Consider the following 15,235-nt stretch of genomic DNA (forward strand, 5'->3'; position numbering starts at 1 on the left):
GCGTATGGAGGCCAATTCGCAGGGCAATTCGCAAGTTGAAGTAGAACGCAGCCCTGATGTGATCGCGCGCGTGATGTACGCGTTCATGGCGGGCAACGTCGTGATGTGCGGCCTGTCGGGGGCATCTTCACTCACGGGCTTGATGGTGCTCGCCGATGGTGTCGCGGGCGACGCGCTCGCCGTGCTGATGGCGAGCGTTGCCGTACTGCTGCTTGCCGACCTGCTCGTGAACGATGTGCTTCCCGTGCGGTTCGTGTGGCGGTGGGGTGAACGTTGCCGCCATGGCCTGTATGTCGCGGTCGCGTTTTGTTATTTGGTGCCACCGTTTGTGTGTGCGCCGTGGTTCGGCAATGCATGGCGCGAATACCTGTTTTATATCGCGATGGCGGCATTCGGTCTGGTGCTCGCTTTCCGCGATCAAATTCAAAAACGTCACCGGGGTGTCGCGTGCAAAACCTGATTCGCTATCGCTGGTTTTGGTTGGCGATCGTCTGGCCACCCTCGGCGTGGGCGGCCGCGATTACGTTCGATGACGATCTGGCGCACATCCCGTTCGCGGCCGTCGCGATGTGCCTGTTTCTGTCGTTCATCGGTGGACTGGCGAGCACGTTACAAAAGCTTGCTGCACCGGAGCCCGCCATCCGTTCGCTGTGGCTCGAAATCGTCAAGGATCTGGTCGTGTCGCTGGTGGCGGGCTTGCTTGCGTTCTTCGCCTCGGAATGGATGAATCTTGAGGCGGTGCTTGAAGCGGGCGTGATCACGTTATCCGGCTACGGCGGATCGCGCGTACTCGATCGGATGCTCGGCCGGGTGCTGCGAGAAGTTGACCGCGGCGTCGATGCGAGCCAGTAGATATCTCATGTCAGGAGCTGAGGAGAACGTATGCAGTTGACCGACCATTTTTCGCTTGGAGAACTGATCGCAAGCGCAGAAGCGCATAAGCGCGGGATCGACAACACGCCATCGGCCGCTACGATCGACAACCTGCGCAGGCTCGCTCAGACGCTGGAACAGGTTCGCACGCTGCTTGGCGCAAAGCCGATGTTAATTTTGTCGGGCTACCGGTGTGCGGCGCTGAACCGCGCGGTGGGCGGCGTATCGAACAGCGCGCACCTTCAGGGACTCGCGGCTGATTTCGTCTGTCCCGCATTCGGCTCGCCGCTCAAGGTGGTGCGCAAGCTCGCGGCATCGAATCTGCCGTTCGATCAGGTGATTCATGAAGGCGGGCGGTGGGTGCATATCGGGCTCGCCGTTGATGGCAAGAAACCCCGCCGACAAGTGCTGACCGCGCGTTTTAGCGGTGAGCATACGACGTACGCGGTCGGCGCATGAACCCGCTCGTCGCCAAGCTGCTCGGTGTCGCCATCGCGATTGCGGTTGCCGCGCTCGCGGCATGGGGCGCGGTGAGCTACGTCAATGGCCTGCGCGGCGAGCTGCGCGCCGCGCAGGACGATGCATCCAAGGCGCGCGAGACCATCAGCACGCGCGATAAAACGATTGCCGCGTTGCGCGCGCAGGCGCAGCAAAACGCCCAGCTGCAACGCCGTTTTGGTCTCACGCAATCGAAGATCGACCACGCACAGAAGCGCGTCGAGGACGTAACCCGGAGAGTCATCCATGAAACGCCTGAATCTCAAGCATGGGCTGATACTGTGCTGCCTGCTGGCATTGCCCGCTTGCACGCACATCCCGCCATCACCGGGGCCTGTGATTACATTCAACTCGTGCCCGACAGTGACGCGTTGCACGATGTCTGCCATGGCGCCAGAAACGAACGGTGACATGAGCATGGCGCTGAGCACCGTCAAAGCGGCGTGGGCGCGTTGCGCGGCTGTGGTGGACATGATTTTTGAGTGTCAGGCGCGCGCCGATGCGGGTGATCCAACCGCAGCCGTGGGTGCGAAATGAAGAAATCCGATTCGCTTCGAGCCGCGATCGCTGCGGCCCTGCCGGAGCTACCCCAGAACCCCGAGCGGCTGTTGCTATTCGTGGAGGGCGGTCACATCGCGGCCTCGCCTGGACGATCCGGGTCGTTCGAATATCGATATTTCTTGCGACTCGTGATGCTCGATTTTGGCGGCTCGGCCGATGCGGTCATGGGGGCGATCGTTCAATGGGCGCAGACGAACCAACCCGACCTGTTCCAGAATCGCGACACTCAGGTACACGGGATCGAGTTCGAGGCCGACGTGCTCAATAACAGCGCCGTTGACCTGTCGATTCGCATCAAGCTCACGGAAAGCGTTGTGGCACGAACGGCTGAGGATGAGCAGCGCACCTTTGTGCACTTGGACGACAGCGTGCCCGCGAATTCCGATTGGGACCCGGTGGCGTGGGTCGAAGGTCGCGGTCTGGCGTATGGCGTGTGTCCGAAGAAATGAGCGACGCAATGACTGACGATCTGCACGCACTTGAAACCGAAGCGCTTGAGCTGCTCGTGCGGCTATCGCCGTCGCAGCGCCGGGCCGCGTTGATGGACGTCGCGCGCATGATGCGGCGGCACCAGGCCGATCGCATCGCGCAGCAGTTGGACCCGGAGGGCACACCCTACGAACCGCGCAAGCGTGCAGGTGCCCGCTCGCGTAAAGGCCGTATTCGCCGACTGGCGATGTTCCGTAAACTGCGCACCGCGCGGTGGCTCAAAATCGAAGCAAGTCCCAATGAGGCGGCAGTGGGGTTCGCGGGGCGCATCGCCCGAATCGCAGCAGTCCACCAATACGGCGAGCGCGCACCGGTCGCGCCGCATGGCCCCGAGTATCGGTATCCACGCCGCGCGCTCCTCGGGTTCGCTATGCCGGATCGCGGCTCGATCCGCGATCGACTGATTGCGCATCTCGAAGGCCGTAAGTCTCGCGGCTGATCGGCGCGCAACGCAGCGCGCCATGTTGATTTCTGTGTCTGGCACGAGCACGTGCGGCATGGGCTCGCCGTGCGTTCGCGCACGCGCCATCATGTCCATTGATATTCGGGAGTGTTGAGAATGGATCAAGCGGCAGAAAATGAGGCGCGACGCGTGGCGCGCAATAGCGTGCTGCTTGCTCGCGTGATCGCCGTCGACGCGTCGGATGCGCAGAACCCGGTGTGCCGCGTGGCGATCGGCGATGAGGATTCGGACGGGCAAGGGCTCCAATCCGGCTGGCTGCGCTGGGCGACTGCGCGCGCGGGCTCTTTGCGCACGTGGAGCGCGCCCGCGATCGGAGAACAGGTCAAGGTCGATTGCCCGATGGGCGACTTGGCGCAAGGTATCGTCACCGGCGCGCTGTACTGCGAAGATCGACCCGCGCCGAGCACGAGCGTGAGTGAACACGTGATGCAGTTTGATGACGGCGCGCGTCTGTCCTATGACGAAGAATGGCACGCGCTGACTGTCGATCTGCCAGCGGGCGCGACGATTCGCATGATCGCGCCTGCGTCCGTTGTCGTGGAGACGAAAGACGCGACGGTAAAGGCCGAGGCGATCACGCTCGATGCTGCGCAAACGATATGCAAGGGAAAACTGATCGTCGAAGGTCCGTTCGAGTTCCTGTCGGGTGCAAACGGCCGCGCGGATAAGGACGGTTCCGGTCCGGTCATGCGAATCGACGGCTCGGCCGATTTCTCGGGCGTGGTGACGGCCGCTGACCATCAGGCGGGCGGCGTCAGTCTTATCCATCATCCGCATCAGGCACGGGGGTCGTTCGCGATCACGTCCGCTGGGCTTAAGGCGGGCGCATGAGCGGCATGAACGCACACACCGGCGGCTTCATCGATGGCGACGAGCACTTGTCGCAATCTCTGGCGATCATCATGTCAACGCCGCTCGCCTCGCGCGTGAAGCGCCGCACATTCGGCTCCGAGTTGCCTGATCTGATCGACGGCCCGGCGAACCGTGCATTGCTCGTGCGCCTTTACGCGGCGGTGGCGACAGCAATCATGCGGTGGGAGCCGCGCCTGACGCTTACCAAAGTGGCCTTCGATGCGCCCGCGTTGGCCGCTGGAGACTTCCGGCGTGGCTGCGTGCCGATTCTGATCGAGGGATACAGGACAGTGAATGGGCGCAGTGTTGCGCTCAGCGTGAAGTCGTCCGTTGATCTATCGGGGGTCCGGGTATGAGCCAAAGCGTGATCGACCTGTCGCGCCTGCCTGCGCCGAACGTGGTCGAAGAAATCGATTTTGAATCGCTGCTTGCCGAGCGCAAGGCGGGCATCCTCGCGCTGGTGCCTGACGACGTTCGCACGGCGCTCACCGCGAAGCTCGAACTGCAATCCGAACCGATCACGATTCTGTTGCAGGAGAGCGTCTATCGCGAAATGTATCTGCGCCAGCGCGTGAACAGCGCTGCGCGTGCAGTGATGCTCGCGTTCGCGATGAAGGGCGATCTGGATCAACTCGCAGCCCTGCTCGGTGTGAAGCGCCTGACGATCACGCCCGGCGATCCGGACACCGGTACCGATCCGGTGATGGAGTCGGACAGTGATTTGCGCGAGCGTACCCAGCTTGCGCCGCAAGGCTATTCCGTCGCAGGGCCGGAAGGGGCGTATCGGTCGCACGCGCGCGCAGCGCACGGTTCCGTGCTCGATGTGTCGGCGACCAGCCCGAGTCCGGGCGAAGTGCTCGTGTCCGTGCTCGTGCACGAAGCCGATGGCACAGCGCCGCAAGCGGTCATTGATGCAGTCATGACGGCGTTGAGCGCTGACGACGTGCGCCCGATGACGGACAAGGTGACGGTCAGAAGCGCGGAAATCGTGAAGTACGCAATAGACGCGATCATCTACACATTCGAGGGTCCGGACCCAGTCGTGGTGATTGACGAGGCACGCACGCGTGCGCAGAAATTTGCGAATGACTCGCGTCGCAATGGCCGGGAAGTCCCCTTGTCCGGAATCTATGCCGCACTCCACGCAGAAGGCGTCGAACGCGTCATGCTGATTTCGCCAACAAGCGATATTGCGATCACCGCTACGCAGGCATCGTTCTGCTCGGCGTTAAAAGTCAAGCACGGGGGAGCGTATGGCGGATGATCTGTTACCGCCGAACGCGACGCCGCTCATGCGTGCAGCGGCGCGTGCTACTGCGCCGCTTGGCGACGTACCCGTCCCGCTGCGGGTGCTGATGAACCCGGAAACGATTCCCGTTGATCTGCTCCCGTGGCTCGCATGGCATCTGGGCGTAACCGCGTGGAGTAACGCGTGGCCGGAACAGGTGCGCCGCGCGCGCGTGAAGGTGGCCATTCCGGTCGCACGCAAGAGCGGCACGGTAGCAGCGGTACGCGATGCGGTCGAAAGCTTTGGCGCGAACATCGTGATTCGGGAATGGTTCGAGCAGAATCCGCCCGCGGCACCTTACACCTTCGAGCTTTTTATGGTGGTGGCCGCCCGTGAGGGCAGTCCGCCGAGCGCGGCTTACGTCGCAGACATTCTGCGCGAAGTCGATCGAGCGAAACCCGTGCGCGCGCACTACACGTTCACGCAGGGACTTTCTAAGCAACTGCGTCAGCCCATAGGAGGCGCTGCGCGCGTGGCGGTGTATCGCAGGCTGAATTTATCCGAATCTCAATCCGAGGCGAAGTAACAGCGTATGGCAACCGTTCTTGTGATCACCTACGCAGGCCGCTCGGCGCTGGTTTCGCCCGCGCATACCGGCACGAACCCGCACAAGGTCACGCAGATCGGGTTGGCGTCGGAACCGTTCGAGGTGAGCCCGGAGCTCGAAAACCTGCCGCGCGAGCTTAAACGCATCAGCACCTTTGGAGGCGTGAACGTCGCGAACGACACGATTCACGTGACGATCAAGGATGAGAGCGCCGATCAATACACGCTGTATGGTTTTGGGCTGTATCTGGAAGACGGCACGCTTTTCGCGGTCTATGGCCAGGACACGCCGATCATGGAAAAGTCGCCCGTGGCCTTGCTGCTGCTGTCGAGCGACATGCAGTTCGCCGCGATCGACGCGACGCAACTCGTTTTTGGTGAAACGTCGTTTCTCAACCCGCCTGCGACCACTGAACGACAGGGCGTAGTCGAGCTCGCGACCAACGATGAGACGGTCGCGGGCACGGACGCTAAACGCGCGGTGACACCGGCTGGCGTGCAAGCAGCCTTGGGTCACGCGCTCATCGATAAAGCCGATCGCAAACACCGGCACGTCATCCCCGATGTCGATGGCCTGCAAGCCGCGCTGGACTCGAAGTTCAGCGTCTCAGGGGGCGCACTCGGCAACAACGCAGTCGTGGAAACGCGCACGGGATATGGCAAGGCAGCATTCGCCGTGCGCTCGCTGGATAACAACGGCATTGGCGGCGCTTTTGTAGAGTGGAATCGTGGCCGCACGCCTGCTGTTCAGATCGATACGCCTGCTGCAACGGGCGCATACATGGGCTTGCGCTGGACCCGCCAGGGCGGCCGGCACATCGGCGCGATCGACGCTTACGAAGGCGGTTCAGTTGCGAGCGCGCCCTCGATCGTGATGCATCTCGACGGCCAAAACAACGCGTGGACGTTCGGCCGAAGCGATATCACGCGCGGCGCGGGCGGCGCTGTGTACGGCACGTGGAATTTCAACCCGAACGCCTATCTTGCTTTGACCGGAGGCGTGTTGAGCGGGGGCTTGACAATCAACGCGAGCGAGCGCGTGAACGGCGAAATGCGAGCCAATTCCGTTGTGTCTCAAGGCAATGTGTATGCAGGCGGTGGGACGGGGCTATTCGCGCCTGATGGCAACGCCTACGGTGCGGTCTGGGGTGGCTGGTTATCCAACTGGTTGAACGCCCAGTTCGCCGCGCGCGCGCCCATTCGCAATGGCAACGGCGGCTATGGCTATGTCGTGAGCGACACGGGCAACAAAATCACCCTGAACTGGGGTGGAAATGTCGATATGCACGTCGATACAACCTACATCGGCGCCATCCTTACTCACGCGAACTTCGGCAATTGGGCCGCGCCCCGCACGATCCTTGATCAAGGGGGCGTAGGCTCATTCTGTATTCGTACTTCGCGTGGTGGCTATAGCTCGCCGAACCAGCCGTCCGATAACGGCTTCGCTGCCTACCCGGGCAACTGGCGTGTTCACGATCAATGCATGATCGGTGGCAACCATTCACTGTATGTCTACCTCTGGCAGCGCGTGAGTTAATGATGACGATTCCAGTCCTTTACGACACAAACGCAAAACCGCGTGCCGCAAACCCGTCCCGCGACGACAGCGCGGTATCACCCCGTTTGTCTGAAACACGAAACCCGTATCAAATCGGCACCGTCAAAAGCCCGCAATGGATGGATCCCGAACAGAAGCAATGCATACGCTGCATCGTGACGTTCCCCAATCATCCAATGGGTATGACCGATCCCGTTGTTTTCTCCGCGATGCCAACCGATGTCGAGGCGCACGGTCGGGAATTGTTCGCCCGACTGGTCGCGGGAGAATTCGGTCCGATCGCAGACTTTGCGGAGGATATCGGAACACGCTCACGACAGGCGCGCGAGAAGCGCGATGAGCTGCTTGCCACAACGCAATGGCTGGTTGATCGGCATCGTGATGAGCGAGACGGCGGCGTGCCGACGACGCTATCTGCCGATCTGTTTGCAGCCCTGCAAGCGTATCGCCGGGCATTGCGCAGCATCACCGAGCAACCAGAATTCCCGGCCTCGATCAACTGGCCCGTCTCGCCGCTGTAAATCCTCTTTCTTAATTTGGAGTGACTGAAATGCCCTTGGACAAGACCGTTGTGATCGCCTCGATTGGCGTGCCTGCCTCGTTCCATGTCGTGCGCCGCATTACCGTGGATCTTCAGCTCAAGCAAAGTGCGATCGAAGTCGCAAGCTTCTACAACAAGGAAGTCGCCGAGCAAGGCGGGCAATCGATCGGTTTTGCGACCGTGCAGGTCGAGGGTCTGCCCGGCAAGGGCGAAGACCTGATCGGCTTTGCCGAACGGCTACTCGTCGTGCAGCCCGCCGAGGGCGTCGATGAGTCGACGCTGAGCCCAAATCGCTATGTGTTCTCTGGCGCGCAAGTGGTGCCCGAAGTTGTGCCTGAAGTCCTACCCGAACACGCAGCGGCATAGTCAAGTATCCCGTAAATCCTCACCCTCACATCAGGAGTTGCACACCATGCCGCAGGGCTATCATCACGGCGTAACCGTAGTGGAGGACCGTTCCGGGGTTCGTCCGATCACGACGATTTCAACGTCAATTATCGGCGTCGTCTGCACCGCGCCCGATGCTGACGCCGCGGCGTTTCCGATGAACACGCCCGTGCTCATCACGAACGTGGTTGAGGCGCTCGGCAAGGCAGGACGCAAAGGGACGTTATACAAGACCCTCGATGCGATTTCGAAACAGGCGCGCCCGTTCGTCGTCGTGGTGCGCGTGCCGCAAGGCAAGGGCTCAGACGAAACGACTTCGAATGTCATCGGCACGGTGAACCCTGATGGCACCAAAACCGGTATCTTCGCGCTCGAATCGGCACCGGGTGTCGTGCACATCAAGCCTCGCATTCTCGCCGCACCGGGACTTGATACACAGCCTGTCGCCAGTGCGCTAGCGACGAGTGCGCAGATGCTGCGGGGGTTCGCGTACATCGCCGCGCGCGGTGTGGATGGCGAACTGGTCGCAACGAAAGAAGACGCGGTGGCCTATCGCAAGATGTTCGGTCAACGCGAAGTCATGGTGATCTGGCCTGACTTCATCGCATGGGACGAGAATGCGTCACAGGCGAGCGTGGTGCCCGCCGTCGCCTATGCGGTTGGCATGCGCGCCAAAATCGATCAACTCGTCGGCTGGCATAAAACGTTGTCGAACGTCGCCGTGAACGGTGTGCAGGGCATCAGCAAGCCCGTTTCATGGGACCTGCAGAACCCGGCAACGGATGCCGGGTTCCTCAACGAAAATCAGGTGACCACGCTTATCAGCCGTGATGGCTTTCGCTTCTGGGGTTCGCGCACCACCTCGAACGATACCGATTTCGCGTTCGAAAACTACACCCGTACCGCTCAGGTGCTTGCCGACACGATCGCCGAGGCGCAGTTCCCCACGATCGACGGCGCGATGGCGCCGAAGCTCCCGCGCGACATTATCGAAAGCATCAGCGCAAAGCTGCGCTCGATGACGACCAACGGCTACCTGATCGGCGCGTCGGCCAGTTACGACATGGACCGCAACGGCGTGGCCGAACTGCGCGACGGAAAGCTGGTGGTCGATTACGACTACACGCCGGTGCCGCCGCTTGAAAACCTCACGCTGCGTCAGACGATCACCGATTCGTATTTGCTCGATTTCGCCTCGCAGGTCAACCGCTAACTCGCCGCGCGGCCTGTGCCGCGCACACATGAACGGAGGCACAAAACATGGGGATGCCCAGCAAGCTTAAATACTTCAACGTGTTTCTCGACGGTACGTCCTTTCTGCACAAGACCCCGGAAGTGACGTTGCCCAAGCTCTCACGCAAGATGGAGGAGTATCGCGCGGGCGGGATGTTGGGACCGATCCAGATCGATTTTGGTCAAGAGGCGATGGAAATCGAATGGACGCTCGGTGGTGTCGAGCGCGACATACTGCGCCATTACGGAAAGGGCACGGTTGACGGTCTGATGTTGCGTTTTGCGGGCGCATACCAGGACGAAACGTCCGAACAGTGGATCGCCGTCGAAATCGTCGTGCGCGGCCGCTTCAAGGAACTGGACTTCGGCACCGCGAAGCCCGGCGACGACACGACTGTGAAAGTCACGATGCCATTGACGTATTACAAGCTGTCGATCAACGGCACAGCCGAAATCGAAATCGACGTACTCAACATGATTCTGAGCATCGGCGGTAAGGATTCATTCGCCGAAGTGCACAAAATCATCGGTGCCTGATTTCATGCGGCCCGGCTCGCACGGGTCCCTTAACCTCTATTCGAAGGAACGACCGAGATGGAAACAAAGACAGCCGAGAACACGATCACCCTCGATCAACCGATCCAGCGCGGCGACACCGAAATTTCGGTCGTCACGCTGCGTAAGCCGGCGGCAGGCGAGCTGCGCGGCGTGTCGCTCACGGAGCTGGTCAATCTTGACGTGAGTGCGCTCCAGAAGGTGATTCCACGCATCTCGTCGCCTGCGCTTGTCGAATTCGAGGTGGCGCAGCTCGACCCGGCTGACCTGTTGCAAATCGGGGGTGTCGTGAGCGGTTTTTTTCTGACGAAAGCTATGCGGGAAAGCATGGACTCCCGCCTGTAATCGAAGACGCGATGGCGGACGTGGCGCTGGTGTTTCACTGGCCGCCGTTCGTCATGGACCGCATGTCCGTTTCTGAATTGATGGACTGGCGCGAGCGCGCACGAGAGCGATACGAAGAGCAATGAACAACGAACTGAAACTGCGCGTCGTGTTCGCCATGGTGGAGAAAATCACCGCGCCGCTGAAGAAGGTCATCAGCGGCAGTCGTGCTGCCTCGAAGGAACTCGGCAGTCTCCAGCAGAAGCTCTCGCAACTCCAGAATCAGAAACGCACCGTCGATGCGGTGAAGTCGCTGCGTGCGGAGATGGGGCGCACCGCAACGAAGCTCAAGGAGGCGCGCGCGAGTGTGGCCGATCTGAGCGCGAAGATCCGCAGTACCAACGAGCCGACCGTGCGCATGCAGAATTCGATGCGGCGCGCATCGGCCGCTGTCATGTCGCTGACGGCGCAGCAGGCGCGCCAGCGCGATCGCCTGGGCGAACTGAGAAGCCGGATGCAGCAAGCCGGACGCGGGGCGCAAACGCTTACGGAATACGAGCGCGGGCTGCACGCGAGCATCACGCGCACGAACGCGGCGCTCGCGGATCAAGGCCGCAAGCTGCAATCCGTGCAGGCGCGTCAAGCCGCTCGCGCTCGTGAGCAGTTGCAGAACACGAAGACGTTCGCGGCCGGGACGGCGGTCGCCGGATACGCGACGCGCACCGTCGGCGCTCGCATGCTCGGCGGCATGGGGCAGGCGCTTAGCGAGGCGAAGGCATACGAACAGCAGGTGTCGCAGTTCCGCGCGCTCGGCGTCGGAGAAGCGAAGCTTAGCGAAGCAAGAAAGTTTGCCGAGCGCATCGACGTGAAGGGCTTGAGCAAGCTCGACAAGCTCAAGTTGCTCAAAGAAACGTTCACGATCACGCGGGACATGCACCACGCGGAAGAAATGGCCCCGCTGCTCGCCCGGATGAAAGTCGGCATCGAGACTGTCATGGCCCGGCGCGGGCACGGTGAGGGTCACGGCGAGCTTGCCGAAAACATGCTGATGGACCTCGTTAAGACGACGGAATTGCGCGGCTCGCTCAAGAGTCCGGAAGCCTTCCAGCGGGCCGTGGACAACGCGACGAAAGCGTATGTCGCTTCGGGCGGCACGGTGAAGCCAGAAGACTTCCTGAACGCGATCAAAACGGGCGGCATCGCCGCAAAGCAGTTGGGCGACAACTCGTTTTATTTCGGCTTGCTGCATACGATGCAGGAAATGGGCGGCTTCCGTGCGGGTACGGGCCTGATGAGCGCCTACACGAACTGGGCGCAGGGGCGCACCACGCAGCAGTCGGGCGAAGAACTGGTGAAAGCCGGGCTGATCAATCAGAACTCGGTGAAGTACGGCAAGACCGGGCACGTCACGAAAATCCTTCCCGACGCGCTCAACCAGATCGAGCTATACAAAACTGACCCGTTCGAATACTTGATGAAGGAAGTCATCCCGAAGATCAACCCGAAAGGCAATCTGACGGATATGCAGGTCGTGGCCAAGATAGGTCATCTGTTTTCGTCGCGCAAGGGCGGTGACCTTTTCGCCTCGCTGTTTCTGGAGCGCGCGAACATCATGAAGCACCGCGAGAGCGCGCCCCAAGCGTTCGGTGTCGATGCACTCTACAAGGAAGGAACCAACATCTCCTACGGTAAGGAGATGGACGCGCTCGCCAAGCGCGCCACGCTGGAGGCCGAGCTGGGCGAAAAAATCCTGCCGCTGTACAACCAGGAGCTTGAACTGACTTCCAAGCTGCTGTCGCGGGTGACAGAATTCACGCGCCAGCACGGCGAAGCGGCCCGCATGGCGCTCATCGCACTGGCGGCGCTCGGCGTCATTCTCGGTGTGGGCGGAACGCTCACGATTGGGCTTGCGGCGATCATCGGCCCGCTCGCGATGATGCGATTCGGCCTGCGCATGCTTCGCGTCGAAGGTGCGGCGGCGGCAGGCGGGGTCAACGTCAATGTGGCGGCGCTCGGACGATTCGCGAAGCTCGCGAGGGCGTTCAGCTCGGCAGGGGGCGCGGCGACCAACACGGCGTCGCGCTTGCGCTTGGCGCTGTCGGCCGCATGGGACGCATCATCGCCGCGCCAGTTCGCGCGTACCGTCTCTACGCGTATTCCTGCCGCTTTGCGTGCGGCACGTGAGGCGTCCGGGAAGTGGGGCGCGGATACGCTCGCGAACGTCAAGCGAGGCACGCACGCCACGCGTGAATACCTGGTCGAGTTGGCGCGTGTGGCCGCAGCGAAGCGGGCCGCGCTCGCCTCGCGCGTCGTGAGCGCGGGTAGGTACGTCGCGCGCCGCGGCGTGCGGGGTGTCATCGGTGACGCGGTGGGTGGTGGCGTGAGCCTCATCAGGGGCGGGGCGCGCAGCGCGATCGCAGGCGTCACCCGTGCACTCTCAACGCTCGGTCAAACACTGCTGTTTGTCGGTCGGCTGGCGCTGACGAATCCGATTGGGATCGCGATCACGGCGATCGCGCTCGCGGCGCTGCTCATCGTTCGATATTGGGCACCACTCAAGGCATTTTTTTCAGGATTCTGGGAAGGGCTCAAAGAGGGGTTGGCCCCGTTGAGCGGCATTTTCTCGGGGCTTTTTGTGTCACTCGCCGCCTTGTTCGCACCGCTCAAGCCGGTGTGGGATTGGCTGCTGGAAAAGGTGCAGGCCGCGTGGGAGTGGTTCAAGGAACTTTTCGGGCCGATCGATGCGACCAAAGACAGTCTCGATCGCGCATCGTCGAGCGGCAGAGCGTTCGGTCAGTGGCTGGCCGGGTTGATCGTGACAGCGGCGCAAGCGTCAAAGCAGTTCGTGGACTTCGGCGCGAACCTGATGCAAGGCCTGGTCAACGGCATCACGAACGGCCTGAAATCGGTCCGGGACGCGATTACGAACGTGGCGAGTTCGACGGCGGTATGGTTCAAGGAAAAGCTCGGCATTCACAGTCCAAGCCGCGTATTTGACGAACTGGGCGGCTTCATCGGGCAGGGCGCGGCAAACGGGATCGACGGGCAGCGCATACGCGTGGCGTCGGCGGCCGCGCGACTGGCAGGCGTTGCCGCTGCCCCGTTCGGCGCGTTCATGCAGCCGATGCAAAGCCCGGTGCCTGACCAGCAGTATCGCCCGCTGGTCGGCGAGCGCGGGTCGCGCGCTGGGTCAACGGCTTCGGCGGCAATCGCTCGCCAAGGCGGAGGGAGCGAGCCGGGCGTGCATCACTACACGATCCATATCCATATCCATGCGCAGTCAGGCGATGCAAACGACATCGAAGCCGCCGTGCGTCGAGCACTCCAGGATGCGGAGCGCGAACGCCGTCGGCGCAGCGCTTCGAGCCTTTCCGATCGCGTGTGGGGGTAAGCCATGCTGTTTTCCCTTGGGGCGTTCGTTTTTTTGACGGAACTTGCCCCGCTCCATCAGTTTCATCGTCAGCGCGCGTGGAAATTCGCGAGCAATTCACGCGTCGGTGCGCGAGACAGTACCCAATACCTCGGGCAGGGTGAAGACTCGATCGTGATCGAGGGCATGATTGCGGCGGGCGAAATCGGCACGCCGGTTTCGCTCGATCTCCTCGTCGCGATGGCAGATGTCGGTGATGCGCATGTACTGGTCGATGGTACAGGGCGTGTCTACGGTGCGTTCGTCGTGGAAGCTTTAAGAGAAACACATTCGTATTTCAACTTACTCGGCGTCGCCCTGAAAATCGAATTCGAGTTGACGCTCAAGCTCGCCGATAACGACGCGCTGGGCGCGACCGTGGATGGCGGCTCGCAGAACAAGAAAGCGCCGGCAAACGGGAAGCTAGACCAGGCACCGGTGCCGGACGTGCCGACATACATCAAGTCGGGTAAGGCGAAACGCGCGAAGAAGGGGAAGCGATGAGTGAGCCGACAGGTGAAAAATCAGCGAATGCAGGCCGCAAAGTGCCCCAATGCGACTACCGCATCACGCTCGATGGGCGCGATATATCCCGCCGCATCTCGCCTTCCCTGGTCTATCTGACGCTCACCGAATCGCGCGCCGATGAAGCGGATCGGCTCGATCTCGTGCTCGATGACACGCAGGGTGAGCTCGCAATCCCCAAGCGCGGCGTCACAATCAAGCTGATGCTCGGATGGGTCGGTCAGCCGCTCGTGGACAAGGGCAGTTTTATCGTGGATGAAATAGAGTTCCACGGTGCGCCCGATCAGATCACGGTCAGCGCACGATCGGCGTCCATGACAGGTGCAATGCACGAGCGGCGCGATAAAAGTTGGCACGCTCAGACCATCCATGCGATTGTTAAGGCAGTCGCGGCCCGTCATAAGCTCACGCCGGTGGTCGGCGACGCATTGGGCAAGATCAAGATCGATCACATCGACCAGACAGGCGAAAGTGACCTGTCGTTTCTGACGCGGCTTGCCAAGCGCTACGACGCGGTGATGACCGTGAAGGATGGTCGGCTGTTGTTCCTGCCGATCGGCGCGGGCGCTACCGCAAGCGGCAAGCCGTTGCCGACGATCCAGATCCGCAAGTCGAGCGGCGACTCGTATCGGTATCACGTCTCGCAGCGAGAAAGCTATTCGTCGGTTCGCGCGCGCTGGCATTCATCGAAAAAAGGACGCACGCAGTCGGTCACGGTGGGCGGTGACGATGCCAGCAGCGTGAAGCTATTGCCGGAAACCTTTGCCACGCAGGCAGAGGCAACGGCCGCAGCGAAAGCGGAGTACGCACGCACGCAGCGTGGGCAGGCGACGTTCGACATTTCGCTGGCGCTTGGCCGGGCCGATGTGTATCCAGAAATGCCAGCGAGCGCGAAGGGGTTCAAGCCGGGCATTGATGAAACGCCGTGGCTCGTCAAACGCGTGAGCTCCCGTCTGGACGCAAATGGCGGGTTCACGACATCGCTCGAAATGGAAATGCGCGACGATCCAACGACGAGTCGACATCGCACACACTTTCGCAAAGGCGGGTAATCCTTTTTTGCGCTTCTTTTCGGACAAAGTCAAATAGTCGAAACAACAGCCGAACGGTAACCTTCGTAAGTTTAATCT

The 15,235-nt window shown here is 61.5% G+C and carries 21 protein-coding genes; all 21 read left to right on the forward strand.

Going from position 1 to position 15,235, the window contains the following annotated elements:
• The first annotated feature begins 4 nt into the window (after window positions 1-4).
• The 21 genes from ACZCWR_RS11120 to ACZCWR_RS11220 all read left to right on the forward strand — a co-directional run bounded on the left by ACZCWR_RS11120 (window position 5) and on the right by ACZCWR_RS11220 (window position 15,157).
• Window positions 5-460, forward strand: a complete 456-nt coding sequence (locus tag ACZCWR_RS11120) for a hypothetical protein (protein ID WP_487300811.1) — start codon at window positions 5-7, stop codon at window positions 458-460.
• Entirely contained in the window at window positions 448-852 is a 405-nt protein-coding gene (locus tag ACZCWR_RS11125; protein ID WP_487300812.1) for a phage holin family protein, read from the forward strand. The genes ACZCWR_RS11120 and ACZCWR_RS11125 overlap by 13 nt, the downstream gene beginning before the upstream one ends.
• A 30-nt stretch (window positions 853-882) precedes the next feature.
• Entirely contained in the window at window positions 883-1,332 is a 450-nt protein-coding gene (locus ACZCWR_RS11130; protein WP_487300813.1) for a D-Ala-D-Ala carboxypeptidase family metallohydrolase, read from the forward strand.
• Complete coding sequence (locus ACZCWR_RS11135; protein WP_487300814.1) at window positions 1,329-1,781, forward strand: protein lysB; 453 nt, start codon at window positions 1,329-1,331, stop codon at window positions 1,779-1,781. Before ACZCWR_RS11130 ends, ACZCWR_RS11135 begins: the two co-directional genes overlap by 4 nt.
• Entirely contained in the window at window positions 1,669-1,908 is a 240-nt protein-coding gene (lysC, locus tag ACZCWR_RS11140; RefSeq protein WP_487300815.1) for an Rz1-like lysis system protein LysC, read from the forward strand. The genes ACZCWR_RS11135 and lysC overlap by 113 nt, the downstream gene beginning before the upstream one ends.
• Complete coding sequence (locus ACZCWR_RS11145) at window positions 1,905-2,381, forward strand: phage tail protein (protein WP_487300816.1); 477 nt, start codon at window positions 1,905-1,907, stop codon at window positions 2,379-2,381. The genes lysC and ACZCWR_RS11145 overlap by 4 nt, the downstream gene beginning before the upstream one ends.
• Before the next feature lie 8 nt (window positions 2,382-2,389).
• A complete protein-coding gene (locus ACZCWR_RS11150; protein WP_487300817.1) occupies window positions 2,390-2,860 on the forward strand; it encodes a phage virion morphogenesis protein in 471 nt (156 codons plus the stop codon).
• Window positions 2,861-2,980: 120 nt separating this feature from the next.
• Window positions 2,981-3,715 (forward strand): phage baseplate assembly protein V, encoded by a 735-nt coding sequence (locus ACZCWR_RS11155; RefSeq protein ID WP_487300818.1) that lies wholly within the window; start codon window positions 2,981-2,983, stop codon window positions 3,713-3,715.
• Window positions 3,712-4,092 carry a GPW/gp25 family protein gene (locus ACZCWR_RS11160; RefSeq protein ID WP_487300819.1) on the forward strand — a complete coding sequence of 127 codons (381 nt, stop codon included), beginning with the start codon at window positions 3,712-3,714 and terminating at the stop codon, window positions 4,090-4,092. The genes ACZCWR_RS11155 and ACZCWR_RS11160 overlap by 4 nt, the downstream gene beginning before the upstream one ends.
• Entirely contained in the window at window positions 4,089-5,000 is a 912-nt protein-coding gene (locus ACZCWR_RS11165; protein ID WP_487300820.1) for a baseplate assembly protein, read from the forward strand. Before ACZCWR_RS11160 ends, ACZCWR_RS11165 begins: the two co-directional genes overlap by 4 nt.
• Window positions 4,990-5,550: a phage tail protein I gene (locus ACZCWR_RS11170; protein ID WP_487300821.1), complete on the forward strand. Its 561-nt coding sequence runs from the start codon at window positions 4,990-4,992 to the stop codon at window positions 5,548-5,550. Before ACZCWR_RS11165 ends, ACZCWR_RS11170 begins: the two co-directional genes overlap by 11 nt.
• Window positions 5,551-5,556: 6 nt before the next feature.
• The gene (locus ACZCWR_RS11175; protein WP_487300822.1) at window positions 5,557-7,110 is read left to right on the forward strand and encodes a hypothetical protein; all 1,554 of its coding nucleotides are present in this window, start codon (window positions 5,557-5,559) and stop codon (window positions 7,108-7,110) included.
• Window positions 7,110-7,652, forward strand: coding sequence for a phage tail assembly chaperone (locus tag ACZCWR_RS11180; protein ID WP_487300823.1), 543 nt, complete (start codon window positions 7,110-7,112; stop codon window positions 7,650-7,652). The genes ACZCWR_RS11175 and ACZCWR_RS11180 overlap by 1 nt, the downstream gene beginning before the upstream one ends.
• Before the next feature lie 29 nt (window positions 7,653-7,681).
• Window positions 7,682-8,038: a hypothetical protein gene (locus tag ACZCWR_RS11185; protein ID WP_487300824.1), complete on the forward strand. Its 357-nt coding sequence runs from the start codon at window positions 7,682-7,684 to the stop codon at window positions 8,036-8,038.
• 46 nt (window positions 8,039-8,084) lie between these two features.
• Window positions 8,085-9,272: a phage tail sheath protein gene (locus tag ACZCWR_RS11190; RefSeq protein WP_487300825.1), complete on the forward strand. Its 1,188-nt coding sequence runs from the start codon at window positions 8,085-8,087 to the stop codon at window positions 9,270-9,272.
• A gap of 47 nt (window positions 9,273-9,319) precedes the next feature.
• Window positions 9,320-9,829: a phage major tail tube protein gene (locus tag ACZCWR_RS11195; protein WP_487300826.1), complete on the forward strand. Its 510-nt coding sequence runs from the start codon at window positions 9,320-9,322 to the stop codon at window positions 9,827-9,829.
• A gap of 57 nt (window positions 9,830-9,886) precedes the next feature.
• Entirely contained in the window at window positions 9,887-10,192 is a 306-nt protein-coding gene (locus tag ACZCWR_RS11200; RefSeq protein ID WP_487300827.1) for a phage tail assembly protein, read from the forward strand.
• 11 nt (window positions 10,193-10,203) lie between these two features.
• The gene (locus ACZCWR_RS11205) at window positions 10,204-10,317 is read left to right on the forward strand and encodes a GpE family phage tail protein (RefSeq protein ID WP_487300828.1); all 114 of its coding nucleotides are present in this window, start codon (window positions 10,204-10,206) and stop codon (window positions 10,315-10,317) included.
• On the forward strand, window positions 10,314-13,562 hold the full coding sequence (locus ACZCWR_RS11210; protein WP_487300829.1) for a hypothetical protein: 3,249 nt from the start codon (window positions 10,314-10,316) through the stop codon (window positions 13,560-13,562). Before ACZCWR_RS11205 ends, ACZCWR_RS11210 begins: the two co-directional genes overlap by 4 nt.
• Before the next feature lie 3 nt (window positions 13,563-13,565).
• Window positions 13,566-14,084 carry a phage tail protein gene (locus tag ACZCWR_RS11215; RefSeq protein ID WP_487300830.1) on the forward strand — a complete coding sequence of 173 codons (519 nt, stop codon included), beginning with the start codon at window positions 13,566-13,568 and terminating at the stop codon, window positions 14,082-14,084.
• The gene (locus ACZCWR_RS11220; RefSeq protein WP_487300831.1) at window positions 14,081-15,157 is read left to right on the forward strand and encodes a phage late control D family protein; all 1,077 of its coding nucleotides are present in this window, start codon (window positions 14,081-14,083) and stop codon (window positions 15,155-15,157) included. The genes ACZCWR_RS11215 and ACZCWR_RS11220 overlap by 4 nt, the downstream gene beginning before the upstream one ends.
• Window positions 15,158-15,235 lie beyond the last annotated feature (78 nt).

Source organism: Caballeronia sp. A2-2, assembly GCF_057612605.2.

What these genes read in the sequence shown, in the direction of transcription:
- ACZCWR_RS11120 (WP_487300811.1), top strand. Translation starts at nt 5, where the DNA reads ATGGAGGCCAATTCGCAGGGCAATTCGCAAGTTGAAGTAGAACGCAGC.
- ACZCWR_RS11130 (WP_487300813.1), top strand. Translation starts at nt 883, where the DNA reads ATGCAGTTGACCGACCATTTTTCGCTTGGAGAACTGATCGCAAGCGCA.
- ACZCWR_RS11135 (WP_487300814.1), top strand. Translation starts at nt 1,329, where the DNA reads ATGAACCCGCTCGTCGCCAAGCTGCTCGGTGTCGCCATCGCGATTGCG.
- ACZCWR_RS11145 (WP_487300816.1), top strand. Translation starts at nt 1,905, where the DNA reads ATGAAGAAATCCGATTCGCTTCGAGCCGCGATCGCTGCGGCCCTGCCG.
- ACZCWR_RS11150 (WP_487300817.1), top strand. Translation starts at nt 2,390, where the DNA reads ATGACTGACGATCTGCACGCACTTGAAACCGAAGCGCTTGAGCTGCTC.
- ACZCWR_RS11155 (WP_487300818.1), top strand. Translation starts at nt 2,981, where the DNA reads ATGGATCAAGCGGCAGAAAATGAGGCGCGACGCGTGGCGCGCAATAGC.
- ACZCWR_RS11160 (WP_487300819.1), top strand. Translation starts at nt 3,712, where the DNA reads ATGAGCGGCATGAACGCACACACCGGCGGCTTCATCGATGGCGACGAG.
- ACZCWR_RS11165 (WP_487300820.1), top strand. Translation starts at nt 4,089, where the DNA reads ATGAGCCAAAGCGTGATCGACCTGTCGCGCCTGCCTGCGCCGAACGTG.
- ACZCWR_RS11170 (WP_487300821.1), top strand. Translation starts at nt 4,990, where the DNA reads ATGGCGGATGATCTGTTACCGCCGAACGCGACGCCGCTCATGCGTGCA.
- ACZCWR_RS11175 (WP_487300822.1), top strand. Translation starts at nt 5,557, where the DNA reads ATGGCAACCGTTCTTGTGATCACCTACGCAGGCCGCTCGGCGCTGGTT.
- ACZCWR_RS11180 (WP_487300823.1), top strand. Translation starts at nt 7,110, where the DNA reads ATGATGACGATTCCAGTCCTTTACGACACAAACGCAAAACCGCGTGCC.
- ACZCWR_RS11185 (WP_487300824.1), top strand. Translation starts at nt 7,682, where the DNA reads ATGCCCTTGGACAAGACCGTTGTGATCGCCTCGATTGGCGTGCCTGCC.
- ACZCWR_RS11190 (WP_487300825.1), top strand. Translation starts at nt 8,085, where the DNA reads ATGCCGCAGGGCTATCATCACGGCGTAACCGTAGTGGAGGACCGTTCC.
- ACZCWR_RS11195 (WP_487300826.1), top strand. Translation starts at nt 9,320, where the DNA reads ATGGGGATGCCCAGCAAGCTTAAATACTTCAACGTGTTTCTCGACGGT.
- ACZCWR_RS11200 (WP_487300827.1), top strand. Translation starts at nt 9,887, where the DNA reads ATGGAAACAAAGACAGCCGAGAACACGATCACCCTCGATCAACCGATC.
- ACZCWR_RS11205 (WP_487300828.1), top strand. Translation starts at nt 10,204, where the DNA reads ATGGCGGACGTGGCGCTGGTGTTTCACTGGCCGCCGTTCGTCATGGAC.
- ACZCWR_RS11210 (WP_487300829.1), top strand. Translation starts at nt 10,314, where the DNA reads ATGAACAACGAACTGAAACTGCGCGTCGTGTTCGCCATGGTGGAGAAA.
- ACZCWR_RS11215 (WP_487300830.1), top strand. Translation starts at nt 13,566, where the DNA reads ATGCTGTTTTCCCTTGGGGCGTTCGTTTTTTTGACGGAACTTGCCCCG.
- ACZCWR_RS11220 (WP_487300831.1), top strand. Translation starts at nt 14,081, where the DNA reads ATGAGTGAGCCGACAGGTGAAAAATCAGCGAATGCAGGCCGCAAAGTG.